Origin of the sequence: Moorena bouillonii PNG (assembly GCF_001942495.1) — a bacterium.
Classification (GTDB): Bacteria; Cyanobacteriota; Cyanobacteriia; order Cyanobacteriales; family Coleofasciculaceae; genus Moorena; species Moorena bouillonii.
The window spans coordinates 7,666,754-7,689,299 of sequence record NZ_MKZS01000001.1 but is presented as its reverse complement, the minus strand read 5'-3'; the positions used below and the strand labels follow the sequence as shown (position 1 = coordinate 7,689,299).

Below are 22,546 nucleotides of genomic sequence, written 5' to 3'. Positions count from 1 at the left end.
AGAGCTATGAAGCTTATACAGTCTACTTTTTAGCTCTCATGTCGCCCCCCCAGCCAAAATGCTCCAACCATCTCCTAAATTGATACCAACCTGCGTCATTAATAGATTTAGCAAGACAGTGATTTTTTACTAGATTATTGACTCTTAAATCTTCATAGGCGACCAGGTCGTTAGACCGGATTACGCAACGAGCCAGTCTCTTGGCGTGTTCTTGACGTTGCCTACTTATTTTAAGATGCTGTCTGCCTAGTCTATTAATCGCTTTTTTACGATTGGATGAGCCTTTCTTCTTTCGAGAAACTTGACGTTGATATAATTTTAGCTTCTTTTCCCCAGCCCTGTAAAAACGAGGGTTAGGTTCGGTTTTGCCCCTGGAATCAGTGTAAAACTCTTTCAATCCTACATCCAGTCCCACAGTCGCATCAGCAGGATTTAATTGCTCTTTTACATCGACAGAGATGCAAAACTGAACGTAGTAACCATCAGCCCTCTTGACTATGCGAATTCGTTTGATTAACTTCTTATCAAAGCGCCACAAGTCCCATGTACCCTTGAGTTTCAGTTTTCCGATTCCTTTCTTGTCGCTAAAATTGATCGATTTTTTCTCAGGAGACAACTTCCATCCTGACTGTTTATACTCGACCGATCTACAATGCTTCTGGAATTTAGGAAAACCTTTCTTTCCAGGTACTTTCTTTTTACAATTTTCAAAGAAACGAGCGATTGATGACCATGCCCTTTCAGCCGCAGCTTGTCGAGCTGTTGAGTTCAATTCGTTGGCAAAAGGGAAATTCTTGGCCAAGGTTTTGCAATATTTATTTAAGTCGTATTTGCTTAACCCTTTATTATCCATCCACAAACGAAGACAGCTATTCCGTATAAACTGAACAGTCCGAATAGCTTTGTCTATGGCTTGATACTGTGTTTTGTTTCCGTATGCCTTGAACTCAAGTATAATCATCAGAACTCGACCTCTTATGTTCTATTATTATGCTAACATGCCTAGCACAAATTAGCAAGTATTTGTTTTTATTTTCTTCAAGGCGACTAAAGTCGCGCTTACACTTTCATCTCCGCTCGCTTTGTGGCGGAGTTTTCAGTGTTAGGCTTTCTAATAACGATATTTGTAAGGTCTGGTTGCGGATTGTACACCATAAGGGTGTTTGGAGTCTAGTGTTGGCTAAACCCTGATATATATGCTGATCAACTTATCTTTGGCTCAACTCTGTGGCTCAACGGAAGGGTTGGAATCCATCGATGGAGTTCCAAAGCAACAGAATAAAGTCTAAACTTCAAGAATATTGCTCCGGCCTCATTGTCCGTAACAAGTGATCTACCACCGATGGAACCACCGATTGCTTCTGGAACTATTCTGCAAAATCGCTACCATTTGCTCCGTGTCCTTGACCAAGGAGAATTCAATCGGACTTACCTGGTAGAGGATCAAGGGCGTTTCAATGAACCTTGTGTCCTGAAAGAATTTATTCCCCCTCAGACAGAAACTAATAATCTAGATAAGTCAAGGCAACTGTTTCAACAAGAAGCAGGTATCCTGTATAAAATTGAACACCCGCAAATTCCTCAGTTCCGAGCTACCTTTGAAGAGGAAGGACGGCTGTTTCTGGTGCGAGACTACGTAGAGGGAAAAACCTATGGTGACCTCCTAGAACAACGCAAAGCCCTTCTTAATCAAAGTGAACCTCTATCTTCTAATCCGGATCGGGAAGTGCAATCACCGCCAATGGCTAGCCCGACCAACTTGGGAGTTTTATCAGAAACGGAAGTGCGTCAGCTATTGCAGCAATCCTTGCCAGTTTTGGACTACATCCACAGCCAAGGGATTATCCACCGAGATATCACACCCGATAACATCATCATGGGGGAAACAGACAGTATACCCGTTTTGATTAATTTGGGTGTGGTACAGGAACTGGCAACTCGTCTTCAATTGCCAGATACTCCCACACCAACAACTAGTATTGGCAAAAGCGGTTACGCTCCCAGGGAGCAAATTCAGACCGGTCAGGTGTATCCGAGTAGTGACCTCTATTCCCTAGCAGTGACTGCGATAGTGCTCCTGACTGGGAAAGAACCAGAAGAACTTGTCGATGATGCTAATCTGACTTGGAACTGGCGTCCCTGGGCTAGGGTTAGCGATGAGTTAGCTGAGATATTAAATCGGATGCTTAGTGATCAACCAAGCGATCGCTACCAATCCGCTAGGGAAGTCTTGTATGCCTTTCAAGCTTCTGGGTTAACTCCGCAACTGCCAAAGCCCAAGCATTTACGAGGCACAACGGTGGCATCGGCTCAAGCTAGAACACCCAGGGGTGCTAGAGGTGGAGAACCGAGTGAACCGGTAATGTCTCAAGCCAGGGGTAACTCTATTTGGAATAGTCCTTGGCCGCTGCTTGGGATAGCTACAGGACTAGCAGTGCTGGCAGGGATAGGCTCTTGGGTCTGGGTGGGCAATGTTAATCAGCAGGACACTGCGAAATCCCCAAGTCCTAAAGTGTCTGTAAGTCCTAGTCCTAGTCCTAGTCCTAGTCCTAGCCCTAGTGCTAGTCCAACTCCGAGTAAGCCTCAAATCTACAGTCAGCGTCTAGGGCTTTCTGCTGGTAAAACCCTTTCTAAATCCAGCAATTTAAAGGCTAATCACACGATTAACTACATTATCCAGGGTAAACAAGACCAAACCCTCAAGGCATATCTCAGTGATGAAGGGGTTTTGATGACTGTGCTTGGCCCGGACGGAAAACCAGTGGACAATCGAGCTCAGCGGGTGCGGCAATGGCAAGGGAAATTTCTGTTCACCGGCAACTACACGATTCAACTGAGTCCAGTTAAGGGTCTACCGGATAGCGATTATCAGCTAGGATTAAAGTTAACAGAAGCACCGAAGCCGAAACCAGAACCTAAACCAACTGCTGAGTATAAGATAAAACCGGTCAATTTGTTACAGGGAACCAAGCGTTTGCGGCTACTGGGTCGCACTAGCCCCCAGAAGATTCAGCGCTACTTGGTGAAGGCTAAACAGGGTCAGCAATTGAAGCTAGAGGTTATTGAAAGTGATGTGGCTTTAACTATCCGCTATCCCAATGGGAAGTTAGTGGACAAGGCTTCAGGGGTGCAACGGTGGCAAGGTAAGCTGCCTATTGCTGGTGAGTATATAGTAGATGTAATTGCTAAACAGGAAAGAAACTTTGCTGTAGATATTAGCCTTACTGACTGAGAGTGACTCAATCTTGAACGTATTACTAATTACTGGTACCAATACAGAGATCGGAAAAACGGTTTTGACTTCTGTGATCGCTGCTTATTGGCAGACTTACCGTCCTCAAGAGAGTCTGGGGATATTCAAGCCGATTCAAACCGGAATTGGCGATCGCGAAATTTACCACCAACTATTTGACTTGGGTCAAACCCTGGAGGAGATCACACCCGTGGAGTTTAAAACCCCTGCAGCACCACCAGTTGCTGCAGATCTAGAAGGACGAGAGGTTGACCTCGAAAAGGTCTGGCAAGGCTTCGTTAATCTGCGCAGTCAGCGGGATGTGGTCTTGGTGGAAGCTTTGGGAGGACTAGGTTCACCGGTGACTCATGAACTGATTGTGGCAGATTTGGCAAGGGATTGGCGATTGCCAACGGTATTGGTTGCGCCGGTAGAATTAGGAGCGATCGCACAAGTGGTTGCTAATGTTGCCCTGGCACGCTCATCACGAGTTGACCTCAAAGGCATTGTCCTCAATTGCGTCCAACCTCGTACCTCCGAAGAAATAACTCAGTTGGCTCCGATTAGCTTAATCGAGACTCTAACCAATGTTAAGGTTTTGGGGATTTTACCTCATCTATCTGACCCAATGGACTACTCGAAACTTGCTCAAGTCGGTTCAAATTTGGATGTCAGTGGTTGGTGAGGCATGATGGTAAATGTGAGGGGAAAGGGTAAAAAAGGTTAAACTATGCGATCGCGGACGATTCGAGAAGGCTCCGTTGGCTTATTGATAGTAGCAGGACTTGCTGTTTTCGGTGGACTTGTTGTATGGATTAGTGGGATTAGCTTCGGTCGAAAGAGCTATAAATTCATTGTCAATTTTGGCAACGCTGCTGGGATGCAAGTGGGGGCATCGGTCAGCTATCGCGGTGTCCAAGTTGGGAGAATCACTAAGATTGAACCCGGTACTAATGGGGTCAATGTCACCGTTGAAATTGATGACCCTGGATTGTTAATCCCCCGCAAAGTCCAGGTTGAAGCTAATCAATCGGGTTTAATTGGTGCTACCAATGTGGATATCCTGCCTATAGGACAATTACCTGCCACTGCTCAAAGTCTTACACCCTTCGGAGCACAATGTAATTCTTCCCTAGTTATTTGTGAAGAAGATCAGATTAATGGTGATGTGGGTTCCACCTTTGCTGACCTCCTACGGAACGGAAATCGCATTGCTGAACTCTTCGGTGATCCAGCCTTTTTTGACAAAATCAATAGTCTTGCGGAAAATGCCTCCAATGCCGCCAGAGACGTGTCAGAACTTAGCAAAGAGATGACCCAGTTGTCCCGGATAGTGCGGCAAGAGGTAGCAGGCTTGTCCAACGCAACGAATGCTGTGACCAGTGCTGCCAATCAAACATCTAGTCTAATTGGGTTGGCAACCAGTAGCATTTCTAGTACGTCTGAGCAATACAGCCAAACGGCAAGGGAACTAAATCAGTTGATTACCTCTGCCAATCAACTATTGGTCAGCAATCGGGGAAATTTGGTGACCACCTTGGATAGCATCTCTCAGGCCAGTCAAGATCTGCGTGTATTGACCAGCAACTTAACTATTACCGCGAATCAGGTTAACTCAGCGGTTTATCAAACGGATGTATCACAGATGCTGCGGAACTTAGAAAACCTATCGGCTAATGCTGCCCAAGCATCTGCTAACTTACGTAATGTTTCCAATACTCTCAACAGTCCTACTAATTTACTGGTATTACAACAAACCCTAGACTCAGCACGAGTTACCTTTGAAAATGCCCAAAAGATTACCGCTGACCTAGATGATCTGACTGGGGATCCAGCTTTTCGCCGCAATGTCAAGGATTTAGTTAATGGACTCAGCGGCTTAGTGTCTTCTACCGAGCAGCTGCAACAGCAGGCTTTGATATCTCAACAACTGGAAGCTCTCAATACTGCTATAGACACCGCCTCGTCTAATGATCCTGCTAAAACCGTTTCCATCCCTAAGTCCCCCCCTAAGATCGATCCACCTCAGATCGATCCAATAGCTCCAGCTGATCAGAAGCTTCAACCGAATCAAGAAAAACAGATGTTTAAGCTTTTACCCCCAGCCCCTAGGAAATCGGTTAAATGAAATGAATTTAGTAAAGGGAAAAGGGAACAGCGGATCTCGGAACAGTGGATCTCGGAACAGGGAAAAAATCCTGTTCACCTCATAGCCATGAAAAACTCTATAAAGAACTAAAGACCCTCTTGCAAAAGAAGCTTTTTGATACTGCTACTCCCTACTCCCTACTCCCTACTCCCTACTCCCTACTCCCTACTCCCTATTCGCGACTTCAGCAAAGAAGTCTTAAGTCCAGTCATCTTGGTTGCCAGAACTGTTGTCTCGTCTATACGCAAGACCCTCTTGATGAATCTGAAGGGTTTTCTCAAAAAGCTGTTGTTCTGTCAGTTGCCATCGCTGGAGCAGTACATCCAAGTCCCTTTGAATGGCTCTAGCACCGGGAAAGCTGTCATAGCGAATCCGCAGTCGGGCTAATTCCGCCAAGTTGTATTCATTGGGTTGTTGTTGTAAAAGACGGTTAACTATTTCGCGATCGCGTTTTTCCTGAGGATGTTGCTGGTCTTGATTTCCTTCCATCTCAGTCAAGGCTTCCATGCTTGCTTGAACATCAATAATTAGTTATAGCAAAGGGAATCGGGAATCGGGAATCGGGAATCGGGAATCGGGAATCGGGAATCGGGGTAAGAGTGTGGGGATATAGGGGAGAATTAATACTGATATTTTGCACGATTATACAACTACTTAAAAATCGTAAAACTATGCTTTTAATTAATAATTTATAGTTGTTTTTGAGACTTAACTTTTTGTTGATCTTAAATATTGCTGCAGTACAAATAGACTTAATATCGTAAGTCATAAAAATCAATTTAAGTACTGAAAAAATCAAATATTATTACTGTTCCCTGTTCCTTCTTTTCCCCTCCTGGGAGGGGTTAGGGGTGGGTTCCTGTTGCCTTTGCTAAAGCTGCAAGCTCTGAGTTTATCACAGTTGTTACTCTGAGCAAAAGTGCTGGGAACTCTAAGACTGAGACTAATCGGTCAGGTCTATCTATGAAATGCGTACGCTTCCCCTTTGCCCACAAAACTAATCCCTTATCTAGCAAGCACTACAACACTAATTACCTCATCGCAAGTCGAACCAGAGATACCATTTCACTAATGCAATTAGGCTTAGTGGCATTGCTCGAAGTTAGTAGTCTATGGTTATTACTCGCCTTACCCACTATCGCTCAAATTACCCCAGATAGTACCTTGGGGAATGAAAATTCTCAGGTTACTCCCAATCAGACTATCCGTGGTGCAGTAGCTGATTTAATCGAAGGGGGAGCAATACGAGATAGTAACCTCTTCCACAGTTTTCTCGAATTTAATGTTGGTAATGGTCAACGAGTCAAAATATTGCTAATCCCGATGGCATTACCAATATTTTGACTCGTGTCACTGGCAGCACCCTGTCTCAAATTCTGGGCACCTTAGGAGTAAACGGTAGCGCTAATTTATTCTTGCTTAATCCCAATGGTATTGCATTTGGATCTTCTTCTCGCTTAGATGTAGCAGGCTCCTTTGTGGCTAGCACTGCCGATAGTGCGGTATTTGACAATGGTTTCAACTTTAGCGCTAGTGATCCAAATGCCCCACCATTGTTAACCATCAATATTCCCACTGGTTTGCAATATGGTAGCAATCCTGGCTCAGTCAACGTGATAGGAGCTACTTTAGGCATCGACACTGGGCAAACCATGGCTTTACTTGGGGGTGAAGTTAACCTCAATGGTGCCACCGTTGAAGTGCCAGGGAAGTGGAATTAGGAGGATTATCTAATCCAGGAACCGTTACGCTCAATGGTGCGACATCCGTTAGTTTTCCCGATGGAGTCCAACGAGCTGATGTTTCGTTGACTAACGGTAGCTTGGTAGATGTGACCTCAGTAAATGGCGGAACTATTGCCATCAATGGTGCGAATTTCGACATGTCTCAATCCACTTTACAAGCTGGATTGACTTCAGGGACATCGATACCAGATGCAGTAGCTGGCAACATTACCATTAACGCTCTTGGCAATACCAATCTTATTGACAAGAGTTTGATTGCTAATGATTTACTAACCTCAGCCATCGGCAATGGCGGAAACATTCAGCTAACCACTAGCGCTCTTACCATCACTGGTGGCTCAAGAATTCAAACCGTTACCAATAGCAATGGGGCATCAGGAGATATTGAGATTAATGCCAATGGTGCCATTGATATCTCCGGTTTTACTGAGGATGGGTTATTTAGCGGGATTCTGACTCGTTCCGCTGCTGACACTAGTGGCTTTGGAGGCAACATTACCATTAACAATGCCCAAGGGTCACTGAATCTAGCTAATCGGGGATTTATCGGTACAGTTACGCGGACTAGTAGTAATGGCGGTGCGATCGCACTCAATCTCAATAACTTAGTCTTGGAAACTGGTGGACAAATTATCACTGCTACCACCAACATCGGAAATGCTGGAGATATCACCATTAACGCTAGCGAAAGCGTCACCATATCTGGGGAAAGTCGGGATTTTGTCCCTAATCCTTTCTTAGACTTAGACACCTTTGACTTAAATCCTCTAGAGTTTATTACTGAACCGAATCCCAACGTAGCTGAATCCGGACCATTGGGAATTCCCTATGTTTCCATTGAACGGACTCCAGAACAGATTATTAATGGCACCACCGTATTGGGTGCAGCGGAAAATCAAGTTGATTACTTTTCCTTCAGTATCACGAATGGCAACAGTCGAGCTATTTTCGACATTGACAATGGCTTTACAGGGGAAGACGGCAACGTAGATACCAAGATTTTCCTGTTTAATCAAGGTACAGGAGAATTATTAGAAGTCAATGACGATTCTCAAGCTGCTGATGGTGCTGGTGGCAGTAGAGAAGTCTTTGGCAGTTTCAGCACAGACTCCTTAATTGAGACCACCATCACTGAGCCAGGGGTTTACTTACTCGGAGTTGGTGCCTTCCCCTCTGATGCTAGTAATAATGAATTGATCGAGGGTGCAACCCCAGAAGTGGGGGACACTTACACCCTGCAAGTGTCTCTAGAAAACCTGGGCACGGAGGGAGTCTCGTTACCGGAAGACCCCTTCAATCGGGCTAACTTTAATCTTAATGTGGAAGCCAGGAGCGGCTTATTCTCGGAATCGACAGGTAAAGGCCATGGTGGCAGCTTAACAATTAATACCCAAACATTGATACTCAACAATGGTGGCAGAATTTCCACTGATACCTTTGATTGGGGTGGTGGTGGCAACATTACCTTAAATGTGGGCTCATTGCTGGAAGTGAATAATGCATCAACGTTAATCTCAAGCATTGCCCGGGATAGTGGAAATGCCGGTAACCTAGTAATTGATACCAAACAATTACAGCTGAACGGGGGTATTGTAAGTACCGACACCTTTAGCTCCGGTAATGCTGGTGAGATTACCATTACCGCCACAGAATCTGTGATGCTCTCAGGTACAACCGTTGAAGAGCGTGGGCGCATCGATAGCAACGCCAGACCTGGAGCAATTGGAAATGCAGGGAGAGTGGTTGTTGAAACTCGAGTTTTGCAGTTGCGTGATGGCGCTCAAATCCGCTCGATTAATCGGGGGAATAATATGGATGGGGGCAGTGTAACCGTTAGAGCTAAGGAAGTCTCAGCCATTGGTACCTCACCTGATGGTATATTTCCCAGCGCTTTGGTTACAGCTACACTCGTCGGCACCGGCCCTGGCGGCAATTTAACCATTGAAACCGAGCGTTTGCTTGTCAGTGATGAAGGAACATTGTCCTCTCGTACCCGTGGAGCTGGGGATGCTGGCAATATTACCATTCGGGCAACTGAGCTAGAGGTCAGTGATGGTGGAGAGGTGATTGCTTCTAGCTCAGGGGATGGTCAAGCTGGGGATATCATCCTCAATGTTCATGACATTGAGGTCACTGGTATTTCAGAAGATGGTCAGTTTCCTAGTCAGATTGCGGCCTTCTCTGAGGAAAACTCAGCTGCCGGTTCGGTGACCATTACCAGCAACAACTTGAGAGTTCGTGATCGTGCCGAAATTTCCGTCAGTGCTCGTGGTAATGGGGATAATGCCAAGGCCGGTAATCTCGACATTACGGCCTCCTCGATTGTATTAGATCAAGCTACCCTTTCTGCTGAAGTCAATGCTGGGGATAACGGCAATATTAATCTGGATTCCCAGGTTATCCTAATGCGTGATGGCAGTAACATCACTACCAATGCTACAGGTGCTGCCACTGGCGGTAATATTACTATTGATACTGACTTGCTAGTTGCCCTAGAAAATAGCGATATCACTGCCAATGCTGAACAGGACTTTGGGGGGCAAGTGATTATCAATGCCTTAGGCATTTTTGGCACTGAATTTCGGGAACAACAAACCCCCGATAGTGATATTACCGCCTCTTCCCAACTGGGAGCTTCCTTTAGCGGTACCGTCGAAATTAATGCACCATACTCTGACCCTACTAATTATCTATCATTAAGCCAATCATAGCTAATCGGTGTAGGAATTGTGATAATTTTTGATGCCATATTCCCTACTCCCTACTCCCTACTCCCTACTCCCTACTCCCTACTCCCTTTGCTAAAGTGTTACAAATAGTTAACCAGTACTTAATATCTCTCAGAAGTTTTTCTAGAATTAAGTTATAGAACTCTATCACATCGAGTAACATCTGACTACGGTACTGACTAAAACACTGACTACAGGAAACTATTCAATCAACGTCTCCAATGTCGGTACTCCTCGCAAAGCGTGAACGTCCCCATCTTTCCTATCTTTCCGCTACAAGGGCAACCCCTGATTTATTTTCTGGAAGTCCCTAAATTCCATGTCTTCGATATGCCATTTGAAGATACGAGGAAAAACTAATCATGGCTTACAAAAAGATTCTGGTAGCAATCGACCGCTCATCCCAAGCAGAAGCAGTGTTTGAACAGGCTTTAGACCTAGCCGAAAAAGAACAGAGTACTCTGATGCTAGTACACTTCCTTAACTGGGAACCTCAGGAAATGATGAGTCCTTACGTAGGTCTTGGCACCATAGCTGATGTAGACCTATATGGTAGCCTGCGAAAGGTTCACCAAGAAAATCTGCAAATACACGTTGAGGAAAACAAAGAGTGGCTTAGGAGTTATGCTCGACAGGCCAATAATCATGGTATCGCTGCCGAAGTATCTTGTCAATTGGCAGATCCGAGTGTAGGAATTTGTGAGCTAGCCCAAAAGTGGGGTGCGGATTTAATTGTTCTAGGTCGTCGAGGGCTTGGGGGTTTAAAAGAAATAGTACTCGGCAGTGTCAGTAACTATGTTGTTCACCATGCTCCTTGCTCAGTGTTGGTAGTTCAAGGGGTAGCAACCCCAACCATTGAGTTAAGCACTACAGCCACTCCAGTAACTACAGATACAAAGTAGAGATTGAGGTTTGCTCACGCTTTGCGATTGAGGTTTGCTCACGCTTTGCGAGGGACAGCCTTGAGATTCTAGCGATGCAGCGCGGTCATGGGGGTTTCCCCCAAGACCGCGCTGCATCAAGAAGGCTTGAAGGATTATGCATTTTTTACATAGATGGATCAAATATACTGATTCATCACTAATCATTTCACTAATCCTTCTTACTTCCACCAGAAGTCTAGTCTCTTTTTGAGAGCAGGAATTTCACAATAAATCTACTTGTAGGGTGCGTTAATAACGCACCCTACTACTTATAGGTTTTGGTGATAGGTTTTGGAGTCCAGTTTTGTTTAAGTTGTGGGAGTTATTTCTCCAGGATTTTCTCAACAACTGTGGTTTGTTGATGTGAGTTTAGTTGTATTCATACTTATGCATTTTTGTCAATGCTGAGGTGATAATTAGATCTACAGGTTACCACCTGCCATCAGAAGAAGTATCTATGATGCCGGTAGGTATTTGGCATTTTGGCAGTAATTTTACTTTGACTGGAGATAATATATAAATTTTACGTTTAGTTTAGTGTTTTTACTGTTTCACTGAGGCTCAGAGGTCGGTGACAATCGAACTCAAAGTGGTTAGGATAGAAAGTTGATCAGGGGGAGTAACATCATCATTATTGGTAACGCCCACTTTATTAAAACGGTCGTTGACTTATATCAGGTCATGATCGGAACTTCGACCCAGCTAAAATTTGGCATCGTCTTCTGTTAAGCATCTGGATCATACTTGATTCGAGCTACAGCAAATGATTCAACGCTTAAATCTAATCCAAGTCAGAATCCTCAAGGGATTCAGGAGTGCTCAGAAGTCTGCCCTATCCATTGTTCCACCGCCAATCCGGTACAGGAGATTGTAGGTGAAACGAAGGGCGTAGCATCAAAAGGGTTGTGGATAGGTTTTAACCACAAGGAGTAAAAGGTACTGATCAGGTCAAGACACCCAAGGATTTCCTGAGCCAGTACGGCGACAAGCTCTAGTACCAAGTGCAATTAATTACTGTCAAATTAATTAGTGCCAAAATAGTTCCTATATTGTTGGGAATGGATAATATGGGTAATAGGGAATGAGTGAGCGATGCAGCGCGGTCTTGGGGAGGCAGCGCGGTCTTGGGGAGGCAGCGCCGCCAAAGGGGGTTCCCACGGGGCAAACAGCGGTGCGGACGCAGGTTCCGCACACAGACCCAAAACCACTCGCGCTTTGCCGTGGTCTCCCCCACTCGCGCTTTGCCGTGGTTTCCCCCACTCGCGCTTTGCATCAAGAAAGGATGATTCTCAACTAGATTAGAAACGATAACGACCCCTTACATTACCCGTAATTATTAGTACACCTAGGCAGAGATTGGTGACTAGTTCCTTTGAAGATGAAGGGGTAAGGGGGTGAGGGGGGGATTTTTCGCGGTCAGCTACTTCAGTACCTGTTGCACCATAGACGGAAAATAATGGTATTGATAAATTTATGACTATTTTATTCAGATTTTTAATCATATAGTAAAGGCCAGGAAAGTTATGTCAACTAAACTANGGGGCAAACCGCGGTGCGGACGCAGGTTCCGCACACAGACCCAAAACCACTCGCGCTTTGCCGTGGTCTCCCCCACTCGCGCTTTGCCGTGGTTTCCCCCACTCGCGCTTTGCATCAAGAAAGGATGATTCTCAACTAGATTAGAAACGATAACGACCCCTTACATTACCCGTAATTATTAGTACACCTAGGCAGAGATTGGTGACTAGTTCCTTTGAAGATGAAGGGGTAAGGGGGTGAGGGGGGGATTTTTCGCGGTCAGCTACTTCAGTACCTGTTGCACCATAGACGGAAAATAATGGTATTGATAAATTTATGACTATTTTATTCAGATTTTTAATCATATAGTAAAGGCCAGGAAAGTTATGTCAACTAAACTACAATTGCCGAACAAATTATGTAAAATCAACTACAAAATTTTGGGGATATAAGCCAAAGCCTGGAAATTCACTAAAACTCATCTCCTTGATTATATCTATAAAAAATTTAAATCATTTTTGATTTCTAATTAAACATTTTTGATTTCTACTAAAAAATATCTGTTATAGAATAAAGTTAAGAAGGATGACCTCCTAAGAGGAAAATTTTCTAAACTAGTATCTAAACTAGTAGTATCAGCCCCGATAGAGTTGATAGCTCAATGAAGGGGAGAAACGAATTGCTAGGCTAGAGTTAAGACAATGGCATCTTCCTTGAGCTTGTCATAGTGGCGAACAGGCTAAGCCTTGAGTTAATCCTAGTTCAGCAACTGCAAGAACTTCAGGTGCTTCATCGGACTTTTCACAATCCCATTGAACAATCCCATTGAGGCAGAAAACCATCTGTACTCCCCTTGGAAGTAAACTTCAGGAGAAGCTCATATGGTCACCACTAATCCAGAAAAAACCCTACCATCTGCCAAAGACTATGCCCAAGACAAAGCCTTCGTCCTCTGGTTTGAGGAAGTTGGTATTGCCGATATCGCCATAGTCGGGGGAAAGAATGCCTCTTTGGGAGAAATGATCCGACAACTTACACCAGTAGGAGTGAGAGTACCGACTGGCTTCGCTACTACAGCCTATGCCTATCGATACTTTATTGATAAAGCTGGGTTAGAAGCCAAGCTGCGCCAGGCATTCTTGGATCTGGATGTGGAAGATGTCAATAACTTGCGGCAACGGGGGATGCAAGCGAGAAGCTTAATTCTCAATACGCCATTCCCAGAAGAACTAGCCAATGCGATCGCGCAAGCCTACCAACAACTATGCCAACGTTATGGCAATGATCCCCAGGAATTCTGTGAGCAGTTTGAGCCAGATGATCGGGACACTTACCTACAGTCAAATTACAATATAGATGTAGCAGTTCGTTCCAGTGCCACCGCTGAGGACTTACCTGATGCTAGCTTTGCTGGTCAACAGGAAACCTATCTCAACGTCCACGGAGTAAAAGCGGTTGAGCAAGCGTGTCACAAATGCTTTGCGTCCCTTTTTACCAACCGCGCCATCTCCTATCGAACTGTTAAAGGCTTTGACCACTTTGATGTCGCTCTCTCTGTCGGTGTCCAGAAAATGGTGCGTTCAGACCTAGCGTCCTCTGGTGTGATGTTCTCCATCGACACCGAAACCGGATTTAAAAATGCCGCTTTAGTAACGGCGGCTTACGGTTTAGGTGAAAACGTTGTCCAAGGAGCAGTCAACCCTGATGAATACCTGGTGTTCAAGCCGACTCTCCAACAGGGGTATAGCCCTATCCTAGACAAACGTCTAGGTAGCAAAGAAGTCAAAATGGTCTATGATGACGGCGGGAAACTGACGAAAAATATATCAGTACCGCCATCAGAACGGGGAAAATACGCGATCAATGATGAGGAAATTCTGACCCTAGCCAAGTGGGCTAGCATCATTGAAGAGCACTATTCCCAGGTGCGGGGTAGCTACACCCCCATGGACATTGAGTGGGCGAAAGACGGGAAAACCGGTGAACTCTTTATTGTTCAAGCCCGTCCGGAAACTGTACAATCCCAGAAATCTGCCAATGTTATTTGTCATTATCAACTCAAAGGCGATGTAGAGACATTGCAAGCAGCAACATCTGTGCTAGCCACCGGTCGCGCTGTCGGGGAAATGATTGGTCAAGGCAAAGCAAGGGTAATTCTGGATGTGAACAAGATTGACCGTTTCCAAGCCAAAGAGGTGTTGGTCACGGACAAGACAGATCCGGATTGGGAACCTATCATGAAGAGAGCGAGTGCTATCGTCACTAATCAAGGAGGTCGCACTTGTCACGCTGCCATAATTGCCCGTGAGATGGGTATCCCCGCGATTGTGGGTTGTGGCAATGCCACTAACCAATTGAAGACAGGCCAACTGGTGACCGTTTCCTGTGCAGAAGGAGATGAAGGCAAGGTTTATCAAGGGTTGCTGCCCTTTGAGGTGCAAGAAACCCTCCTTGACAACCTACCGCGCACCCGCACCAAAATCATGATGAATGTGGGTAACCCAGAGAAAGCTTTTAGTTTGTCTTCTCTTCCCTGCGATGGGGTGGGGTTAGCTCGGTTTGAGTTCATCATTGCCAATCACATTAAGGCACACCCGATGGCCTTAATTCACTTCGATAAACTCGAAGATCCATCGGTCAAGGAAGAAATTGCTCAGCTGACAGCATTGTATGACCATAAACCTGACTTCTTTGTGGATAAACTAGCCAACGGGATTAGCATCATCGCTGCTGCTTTCTATCCCAAACCAGTTATCGTCAGGATGTCAGATTTCAAGAGTAACGAATACGCCAATCTCTTAGGGGGTCAACAGTTTGAACCCAGGGAAGAGAACCCGATGCTAGGATGGCGAGGGGCGTCTCGTTACTGTGATGAAATCTACCGGGAAGCCTATGGTTTGGAATGTAAGGCACTCAAACGGGTACGGGATGAGATGGGACTGACAAACGTTATCCCCATGATTCCCTTCTGTCGCACCCCTGATGAAGGTCGTCTGGTGCTGGCGGAAATGGAAAAGCATGGCTTGAAGCGAGGGGAGAATGGGTTACAAGTCTATGTGATGTGTGAAATCCCCAGTAACGTCATCTTAGCCGACGAGTATAGCCAAATCTTTGACGGCTTCTCCATCGGTTCTAATGACCTGACTCAATTAACCCTAGGCTTAGACCGTGACTCTGCGTTAGTTGCCCATATCTTTGACGAACGCAACGAAGCAGTGAAACAGATGGTGCGGATGGTGATAGAAAAAGCCAAGAAAAATGGCCGCAAGATTGGTATCTGTGGTCAAGCACCAAGTGACTATCCAGAATTTGCCTGCTTCCTAGTGGAGTTAGGAATTGATTCCATCAGCTTGAATCCTGACTCGGTACTCAAGACACTTCTAGATATCGCCAAGGTAGAAGAAGTGAATTAGTGTCGTGGTGTTAGGTGTTAAGAGTCTTAGGTATTAAGAAATCTAGATTACACCTAACCAAATACCTCAATCTTTTCCCCCATAGAGATGACTGAAATCTCGTCGCATTTAGGGGCAAGTTGCAGCTAGCTTCTAGGTTCAAAACGTCTCCGGTGCCCTTGACCCATTAAGAAATAAATTCGCCATGGGTCGCACCGCAAGGATGCCGATTTTGGTGCTTGATGTCGCCGAGTTCTTGATCAACAATCCCATATCATCTTGGAGGAAGGATGAGTTAATAGCAATAAATTCTCATGTAATTTCAAATCAAAAATTACATTACAAAACTTTAAGATACGCCAGGGGCGAGGGTGATTAACTGGTCCGAAACCATAGAAAACCCTTGGCTAACCATAAATTTGACGTTCCATCAAGGCTTGTTTGTTTAAGAAATATAAAATAGGAGGAATTGGGGATGATAGCTCCAGAGAAATATAAATAAAATATAAAGATTAGAAAATAAATCAAGAATGAGTAATTAAATAGAACAAATTCCACCATTTTTGATTTTTCCAAATTTATCAAACGTAGATCAGCTGAAATCACTAGTTTTATTGCTGTCAGCTCAAGGAGAAAACCATGCTAGCCACAACTATGGGAGAAACCACCCTTGATAGCCTTGATGTCTTAGGGGTTGTGGTATGGCTAATGAGGCTGTCTTCAATGGCATATCTCAAGGTTAAACAGGATTCACAGATAGCAGTGGAACAAGTGAAAGCTTCACAAGCCTATAAAAGGGTGCATTTTAAGACAATTTTTTTTCAATCCATACTATAAAGGGTGTTGACATGCTAACAACAATTAACGAAACCATCAAACCAACCTTTGCCGTAGTCTGGCAAACGCTATCATCTGTGCTGCTTGGGATTGCCCATAATTTCCAAGCTATCAAAACCAGGTTTTCAGGAATCTTCTTTAACGAGGTCAACCTAGATTTGATATCTGAGGAAGACAATTGTGAACCCAACCCAGTCATAAAGGTGTCAATGTTGACTAATGCTGGCTTGGGCACTGTGCCGTACTACTGCTTCTTTTGGAAAGGTTGAAGCAGTGCAAGTAGGCCATGGGTATAAAAGGGTGCATTTTAAGACAATTTTTTTTCAATCCATACTATAAAGGGTGTTGACATGCTAACAACAATTAACGAAACCATCAAACCAACCTTTGCTGTAGTCTGGCAAAAGCTGTCATCTGTGCTCCTTGGGATTGCCCATAATTTCCAAGCTATCAAAAGCCGGGTTTCAGGCATCTTCTTTAACCAGGCCAACCTAGATTTGATATCTGAGGAAGACAATTGTGAACCCAACCCAGTCATAAAGGTATCAATTTTGACTAATGCTGGCTTGGGCAGTGTACCGTACTACTGCTTCTTGTGGGAAGAACGTAAACTTTACTGATTCCACCTAGTCCAGGCTCGCAGAAATAAGTCACCACTTTCATCTACAGAGGTCGGAGCTGGTCATTTCACTTATTTCGGTTTCCCCTGCACTAGTACTAAGTTTCCTTGACAGTATACTACATTATACCAATTAACGAGAATCCCTGCCTTCTGAAGGTAGGGATTCTCGTTAATTCCTGGATTAATTGCACATCAATTTCATCTGGCCATCTCCCGATCTGGTCATCCCGACCTCTGGCCATCTGCATCTGTAGTGCTACTTTGAAGACTTGCTATAGCTTGGATAGCCCCATAGCTGATTAGGGGGTAAGCTGAGAAGGAGCTGTTGGTGTAACCAAAAGTGTGTTAACTGTGGTCTACTGATTGGTCTACTGATTGGCAAACTGGGATCAAAGGGCATTCACCCTTTCAGTCATGGAGGTGGCAAACTAGAAGAAATGGATTTAAGTAGGGGAGTTGATCTTGGCACGTAAGATAGAGCCTCTATGGGCAGTACAAGATGACCAACAGAGAAAGGACGTTCTGATGAAGCGTAAAAATCAACACATGTTAGCACTGGTGTGGCGAAGCACTATTGTTTTGTCATTCTTCCTGTTGCCTGTTGGCCTTGGCAGTGCCCAATCCATCGAACCTGACCCTCCAAAACAGATAGTGGCTCAGAGCTCAAGTCAAAAGCAAGTTCAAACTGATGCGAATCTTAGCTTTCAGCGGGTGACGCTCCTGTCTAATGTTTTGCTGGTTGTGTTGGTCACTCTGGTACTGCTACTGGTGGCTGCGATCGCAGCGTTGTGGCTGCTAAGAAGGTCTGTGATTCGTGAGGTTGCCCAAATCGTGAGAGCTCACCTCAATGAACTGACTGACTTGGAAGATAGGATTGTCAGTGCCAATAAAAATGTTCAAAGTATCCTAGAAAAAACTGAAGACATTGCCTTGGAGCTAGATCAGCAGGCGGCAGAGTTTAAACAAGACCTAAGTGTTAAACGAGAAAATCTATCTAAGCTGCTATCCAAATTGTCTCAGTCCCAGCAACAGGCATTAACGACAATCAAGACGCAAAAAACCGATACTCAACAAGAGCTAGAACAATTAGAGACTGACTTTGCCTCAAGACTGTCTAAACTCGAGCAAGACGCTAAAAAGCAACGGGATAGTTTTCTAAAGTATCTAGAAAACTTAAGCGCTGAGTTTGCCCCCCAATTATCTGAACTCAAGGGGGATGTGCAAGCCCAGAAAGAGACAATACTGAAGAAACTGAAGCAATTAGAGACAGAGTTTGGCTCCGAACTGTATGACCTGAAAGAAACTGCGGTAAACCAAAAGGACTTAACTTTAAAAGATTTCGAAAAATTAGGGGCTGAATTTACTCCAGAATTATCGAAAATCCAGGCGGATGTACAAGCCCAGAAAGAGATAATACTGAAGAAACTGAACCAATCAGAGACTGAGTTTGGCTCCGAACTGTCTGACTTGAAAGCCAAGGCTCAAAAACAAAGCGAAGATTACCTGCAAACCATAGAAAAATCAAGTGCTGACTTTGCTCCTCAACTATCTGAACTTCAGGGTAATGTACAAGAACATAAGGATAAAGTCCTGCAGCAACTAAATCAATCAGAGTCTGATTTTGCTGTTGAACTGTCTGAGCTTAAGGCAAAGGCTGATAAAGAAAGGAACAGTTACCTCAAGAATATAGAAAAACTAACCTCTGATTTTGCTCCTCAACTATCTTTACTCAAAGCCAATGTCCAAGGGCATCAAGATAAAGTATTGGATAAACTGAACCAATCAGAGACAGAGTTTGCCTCAAAATTGTCTGAACTTGAAGCCAAGGCTCAACAGCAACGGGATTTAATACTAGAAAATATAAAACAGGTAGAGACAGAGTTTACTCCTCAGCTATCTGACATTAAGGTGGAGGCTGAACAAAAAGCTCAACATAAAATCGATTTAGCTCTTCAGAAGCTAGAGCAATTAGGAACTGACATTACTGAACAACTTTCAAAATCCCAGTCGAAGATTGAAGTGCAAATCGATAAGACTCTCCAGCATCTGAAAGAGCTAGAGGCTAATTTAACAACTCAGGTTTCTGACTCTCAGTCAGGAATTCAAACCCAGAATGCTCAGACCATTCAGAGTCTGGAAAAATTAGAAACAGAGGCTAAAACTCAACTTTCTGATTTACAGTCGGACATTCAAAAGCGAAAAGATATAATCATTCAAAATCTGGACAAATTGGAAACCACCTTGGCTGCTCAGCTGTCTGAGGTGGAATCTGAGGCTCAAACCGAGAAGGATAAAATTCTACAACAACTAGCAGAGATTTCCCCAACATCCATTGCAGAAGCTGCTCTGTCTGAAGTGCTGCAAAACACTCAAACTCTGACGGAACAATTAGAACGCCTCAAATCGAACCATCCTAAATTGTTCTTGAATCCAGATGACTATGTGAATCAGGGCAATACTCTATTCTCTCAAGGGCAGTATCAAGATGCGATCGCTTCCTATGATCAAGCTCTTGACCTTCAACCGAATAACCCTGATATTTGGTATCAGCGAGGTATGGCATTATGGGAATTACAGCAGTATCAAGATGCGATCGCGTCCTATGACAAAGTAATTGAGCTTAAGCCAGATGACCCAGATAGCTGGTATCAAAGAGGTCTGGCTTTGATGGAACTCCGGCGGTATGAAGGAGCAGTGGTTGCTTTTAATAAGGTGGTTAAACTCAAGCAAGACCACTACAAAGCCTGGTTAAACCGGGGCATGACCCTAAGACGGTTGAGACGCTACGAAGATGCGATCGCTTCCTATGACAAGGCCCTAGAAATTCAGCCAAACTATCATCAAGCTTGGGTTGACCGAGGAGTCGCACTAGGCATGCTACAAAAGCATGAAGAGGCGTTTGAATCCTTCGACCAAGCTGTCCAAGTTCAGCCAGATAATACAGTAGCCTGGTTGAATCGAGGCATGGCTCTGGATGTATTAGAAAGATACCAAGAAGCTGTTGCTTCTTTTGACAAGGCTATTGAATTAAATCCCGACTCCCACAAAGCCTGGAATTACAGAGGTTCTACCTTAGTCAAGCTAGAACAGAATGATCAGGCATTGGAAAGCATTAATCGGGCTTTGGAGATTCAACCTGAGTATGCTGCTGGTTATTATAACAAAGCAATCGTTTATTCTTCCCAGGGTCAAGTCACCTTAGCTGTGGAAAACCTAGAGCAGGCGATTGAGCTAAATCCAAGGTATCGGGAAGAGGCGAGTAATGACCCGGATTTTGAGGCTATTTCAGAAGATGATCGGTTCTGGCAGTTGATTGGAGGCTAGAATCCTCTTGATCTCCTGGGTCCGGCAAATAATTCCTATTCCATGCTTGCTATCAACTATGAACTAAAGTCTAGTTTAGTCTAGATTGATATAGCAGGAAATGAGCTTGCGCCAACATATTTCTATAATCCCAGATCATACAGCATGGTAGACCTGACCCCAAATCCTAGTTTCAGTTTGACTATTTGCTTAACATACCCCAACCGTGCCGGGATGTTAGCCAGCGTAACTCAAGCGATCGCATCTGTTGGCGGTCAATTGGGAGAAATTATGGTGGTGGAGAAAACTCGGAAAATTGCTACTCGCGAGATTACCGTAGATGCAGCTAGCACTGAACACGCTGAACAGATTGTACAAGCGGTGTCAGAAGTTCCCGATGTCCAAATCCTAAATGTCTATGACCGCACCTTCAACCTCCATCGCGGTGGCAAAATCAGTGTCAACAGCAAAATCCCCCTCAAGCATCAATCTGAATTGGCTATGGCTTACACTCCTGGTGTAGGTCGGATTTGTAAAGCGATCGCATCTGACCCAGAACAGGTCTACTCCTTTACCATTAAAAGCAACATGGTTGCTGTGGTCACCGATGGCAGTGCAGTGTTGGGGTTGGGTAACTTAGGGCCAGAAGCCGCTTTGCCAGTGATGGAAGGTAAAGCAATGCTGTTCAAAGAGTTTGCTGGTATTGATGCTTTTCCTATCTGCCTAGCTACCCAAGATACGGATCAGATCGTGGAAACCGTTAAAACTATCGCGCCGGTTTTTGGTGGTATTAACTTAGAAGATATCAGTGCTCCCCGTTGCTTTGATATTGAAGCCAGACTCCGGCAGGAGTTAGATATTCCAGTCTTTCACGATGACCAGAACGGTACGGCTATTGTCACCCTTGCTGCCTTGACCAATGCCCTGAAGCTAGTCAAGAAATCCCTAGAAGATGTAAGAATTGTTATTAATGGAGCTGGCGCTGCCGGTATGGCAGTTGCCCGGTTACTCCGTAAAGCTGGTGCAGGTGCAATTTGGATATGCGACTCCCAAGGCATTATTTCCACTAAACGCCCTAACTTGACTGAGCAAAAGCAAGAATTTGCTGTGGATGCTTCTGGTACTCTCGCTGGTGCCATTGGTAATGCCGATGTATTTATTGGGGTGAGTGTACCTGGGGTTCTAACCCCAGACATGGTTAGGTCGATGGCAAATAAGCCCATTGTCATGGCTATGGCTAATCCTATCCCGGAAATTCAGCCAGAATTGGTAGTAGATGATGTAGCAGTAATGGCTACAGGTCGTAGTGACTATCCGAATCAGATTAATAATGTTCTGGCTTTTCCAGGGGTTTTTCGTGGCGCTATAGATTGTCGGGCGTCAAGCATTACCGTGAATATGTGTCTCGAAGCAGCTTTTGCGATCGCATCCCTGATTAATCCCAGTGATTTAGATCGAGAACATATCATTCCCTCAGCATTTGATGAGCGAGTTGCTCCTGCCGTTGCTGCTGCGGTGCAAAGGGCAGCACGTCAGGATGGTGTAGCATGCCATTAAGTCGTTGTATTTGGATAATTTCATAATTAAGCCATAGAAATTAGCTATTCTGGTCGCATTTGATCCATTTTTTGAGGCAGGACTGATGATTGTAACTACTACTGATGTTATTCAAGGTGCGATTGTTGAAGAGTATTTGGGCATTGTCACTGCTGAGGTGGTTTACGGCACCAATGCACTGCGGGATTTCTTTGCCGGTATTCGAGATTTAATTGGGGGACGTACTGGCAGTTATGAAAAAGTCTTTGAAAAAGGACACCAAGAAGCCCTCCAAGAATTAAAACAACGTGCCTCACAACTAGGAGCAGATGCTGTGATTGGCATTGCTATGGATACTGGCACAATTAACGTTGATGAAAAGGGGGTGCTGCTACTGATTACTGCAACTGGCACAGCCATCAAAATCAAGAATTAAGGGTTGCTTGACAGTTGACGGTTACCCGTCAACTGTTGTTTAATTAAATCTGCTCAATTTCCTTGACAACTCATACTCGTTACGACTACGATTAAAGAGTGACAATCATAAAGGAATCAGTAAG

At 44.5% G+C, this 22,546-nt stretch carries 18 protein-coding genes and 1 pseudogene; 16 read left to right on the top strand and 3 right to left on the bottom strand.

The window, feature by feature from the left end; all coding sequences use genetic code 11:
* Positions 1–52: 52 nt before the first annotated feature.
* Positions 53–961 (bottom strand): annotated as a pseudogene (locus tag BJP37_RS31355) (RNA-guided endonuclease InsQ/TnpB family protein); the annotation flags it as partial.
* Between the two features lie 381 nt (positions 962–1,342).
* On the opposite strand from BJP37_RS31355, the gene BJP37_RS31350 reads away from it, so the two are divergent.
* Genes BJP37_RS31350 through BJP37_RS31340 form a run of 3 tightly spaced genes read left to right on the top strand, consistent with a single transcriptional unit; the run spans position 1,343 to position 5,360 of the window.
* Positions 1,343–3,232 (top strand): serine/threonine-protein kinase, encoded by a 1,890-nt coding sequence (locus tag BJP37_RS31350; RefSeq protein ID WP_075904815.1) that lies wholly within the window; start codon positions 1,343–1,345, stop codon positions 3,230–3,232.
* A gap of 13 nt (positions 3,233–3,245) precedes the next feature.
* Positions 3,246–3,917: a dethiobiotin synthase gene (gene bioD / locus BJP37_RS31345; protein ID WP_075904813.1), complete on the top strand. Its 672-nt coding sequence runs from the start codon at positions 3,246–3,248 to the stop codon at positions 3,915–3,917.
* A gap of 45 nt (positions 3,918–3,962) precedes the next feature.
* On the top strand, positions 3,963–5,360 hold the full coding sequence (locus tag BJP37_RS31340) for an MlaD family protein (protein ID WP_075904811.1): 1,398 nt from the start codon (positions 3,963–3,965) through the stop codon (positions 5,358–5,360).
* A gap of 219 nt (positions 5,361–5,579) precedes the next feature.
* Here BJP37_RS31340 and BJP37_RS31335 read toward each other — a convergent pair whose 3' ends face one another.
* Entirely contained in the window at positions 5,580–5,888 is a 309-nt protein-coding gene (locus tag BJP37_RS31335) for a DUF3288 family protein (RefSeq protein WP_081431396.1), read from the bottom strand.
* Positions 5,889–6,344: 456 nt separating this feature from the next.
* On the opposite strand from BJP37_RS31335, the gene BJP37_RS41765 reads away from it, so the two are divergent.
* The 10 genes from BJP37_RS41765 to BJP37_RS31285 all read left to right on the top strand — a co-directional run bounded on the left by BJP37_RS41765 (position 6,345) and on the right by BJP37_RS31285 (position 17,145).
* Positions 6,345–6,725, top strand: coding sequence for a hypothetical protein (locus BJP37_RS41765; RefSeq protein ID WP_075904809.1), 381 nt, complete (start codon positions 6,345–6,347; stop codon positions 6,723–6,725).
* The gene (locus BJP37_RS41760; RefSeq protein ID WP_075904807.1) at positions 6,722–7,102 is read left to right on the top strand and encodes a two-partner secretion domain-containing protein; all 381 of its coding nucleotides are present in this window, start codon (positions 6,722–6,724) and stop codon (positions 7,100–7,102) included. The genes BJP37_RS41765 and BJP37_RS41760 overlap by 4 nt, the downstream gene beginning before the upstream one ends.
* Positions 7,093–9,837: a beta strand repeat-containing protein gene (locus BJP37_RS31320; RefSeq protein WP_075904805.1), complete on the top strand. Its 2,745-nt coding sequence runs from the start codon at positions 7,093–7,095 to the stop codon at positions 9,835–9,837. Before BJP37_RS41760 ends, BJP37_RS31320 begins: the two co-directional genes overlap by 10 nt.
* 380 nt (positions 9,838–10,217) lie before the next feature.
* Positions 10,218–10,757, top strand: a complete 540-nt coding sequence (locus BJP37_RS31315) for a universal stress protein (protein WP_075904803.1) — start codon at positions 10,218–10,220, stop codon at positions 10,755–10,757.
* Positions 10,758–11,384: 627 nt separating this feature from the next.
* Positions 11,385–11,507, top strand: coding sequence for an adenosine-specific kinase (locus BJP37_RS44765; RefSeq protein ID WP_229415505.1), 123 nt, complete (start codon positions 11,385–11,387; stop codon positions 11,505–11,507).
* A 363-nt stretch (positions 11,508–11,870) separates the two neighbouring features.
* Positions 11,871–12,080, top strand: a complete 210-nt coding sequence (locus BJP37_RS37880) for a hypothetical protein (protein WP_143727884.1) — start codon at positions 11,871–11,873, stop codon at positions 12,078–12,080.
* A gap of 1,097 nt (positions 12,081–13,177) precedes the next feature.
* Complete coding sequence (gene ppsA, locus BJP37_RS31305; RefSeq protein ID WP_075904801.1) at positions 13,178–15,709, top strand: phosphoenolpyruvate synthase; 2,532 nt, start codon at positions 13,178–13,180, stop codon at positions 15,707–15,709.
* A 618-nt stretch (positions 15,710–16,327) separates the two neighbouring features.
* Positions 16,328–16,525: a hypothetical protein gene (locus tag BJP37_RS31295; protein WP_075904797.1), complete on the top strand. Its 198-nt coding sequence runs from the start codon at positions 16,328–16,330 to the stop codon at positions 16,523–16,525.
* Positions 16,526–16,536: 11 nt separating this feature from the next.
* Positions 16,537–16,794 carry a hypothetical protein gene (locus BJP37_RS31290; protein WP_075904795.1) on the top strand — a complete coding sequence of 86 codons (258 nt, stop codon included), beginning with the start codon at positions 16,537–16,539 and terminating at the stop codon, positions 16,792–16,794.
* A gap of 81 nt (positions 16,795–16,875) precedes the next feature.
* Positions 16,876–17,145: a hypothetical protein gene (locus BJP37_RS31285; RefSeq protein WP_075904793.1), complete on the top strand. Its 270-nt coding sequence runs from the start codon at positions 16,876–16,878 to the stop codon at positions 17,143–17,145.
* 118 nt (positions 17,146–17,263) lie between these two features.
* Here the strand turns inward: BJP37_RS31285 and BJP37_RS44090 are convergent, their stop codons facing one another.
* A complete protein-coding gene (locus BJP37_RS44090) occupies positions 17,264–17,395 on the bottom strand; it encodes a hypothetical protein (RefSeq protein ID WP_269087095.1) in 132 nt (43 codons plus the stop codon).
* A gap of 277 nt (positions 17,396–17,672) precedes the next feature.
* Here BJP37_RS44090 and BJP37_RS31280 point away from each other — a divergent pair, with 277 nt between their 5' ends.
* The 3 genes from BJP37_RS31280 to BJP37_RS31270 all read left to right on the top strand — a co-directional run bounded on the left by BJP37_RS31280 (position 17,673) and on the right by BJP37_RS31270 (position 22,422).
* Entirely contained in the window at positions 17,673–20,471 is a 2,799-nt protein-coding gene (locus BJP37_RS31280; protein ID WP_081431395.1) for a tetratricopeptide repeat protein, read from the top strand.
* Positions 20,472–20,615: 144 nt separating this feature from the next.
* Complete coding sequence (locus BJP37_RS31275) at positions 20,616–22,007, top strand: NAD-dependent malic enzyme (protein ID WP_075904791.1); 1,392 nt, start codon at positions 20,616–20,618, stop codon at positions 22,005–22,007.
* An 85-nt stretch (positions 22,008–22,092) separates the two neighbouring features.
* On the top strand, positions 22,093–22,422 hold the full coding sequence (locus BJP37_RS31270) for a YbjQ family protein (RefSeq protein WP_070395895.1): 330 nt from the start codon (positions 22,093–22,095) through the stop codon (positions 22,420–22,422).
* Positions 22,423–22,546: the final 124 nt, after the last annotated feature.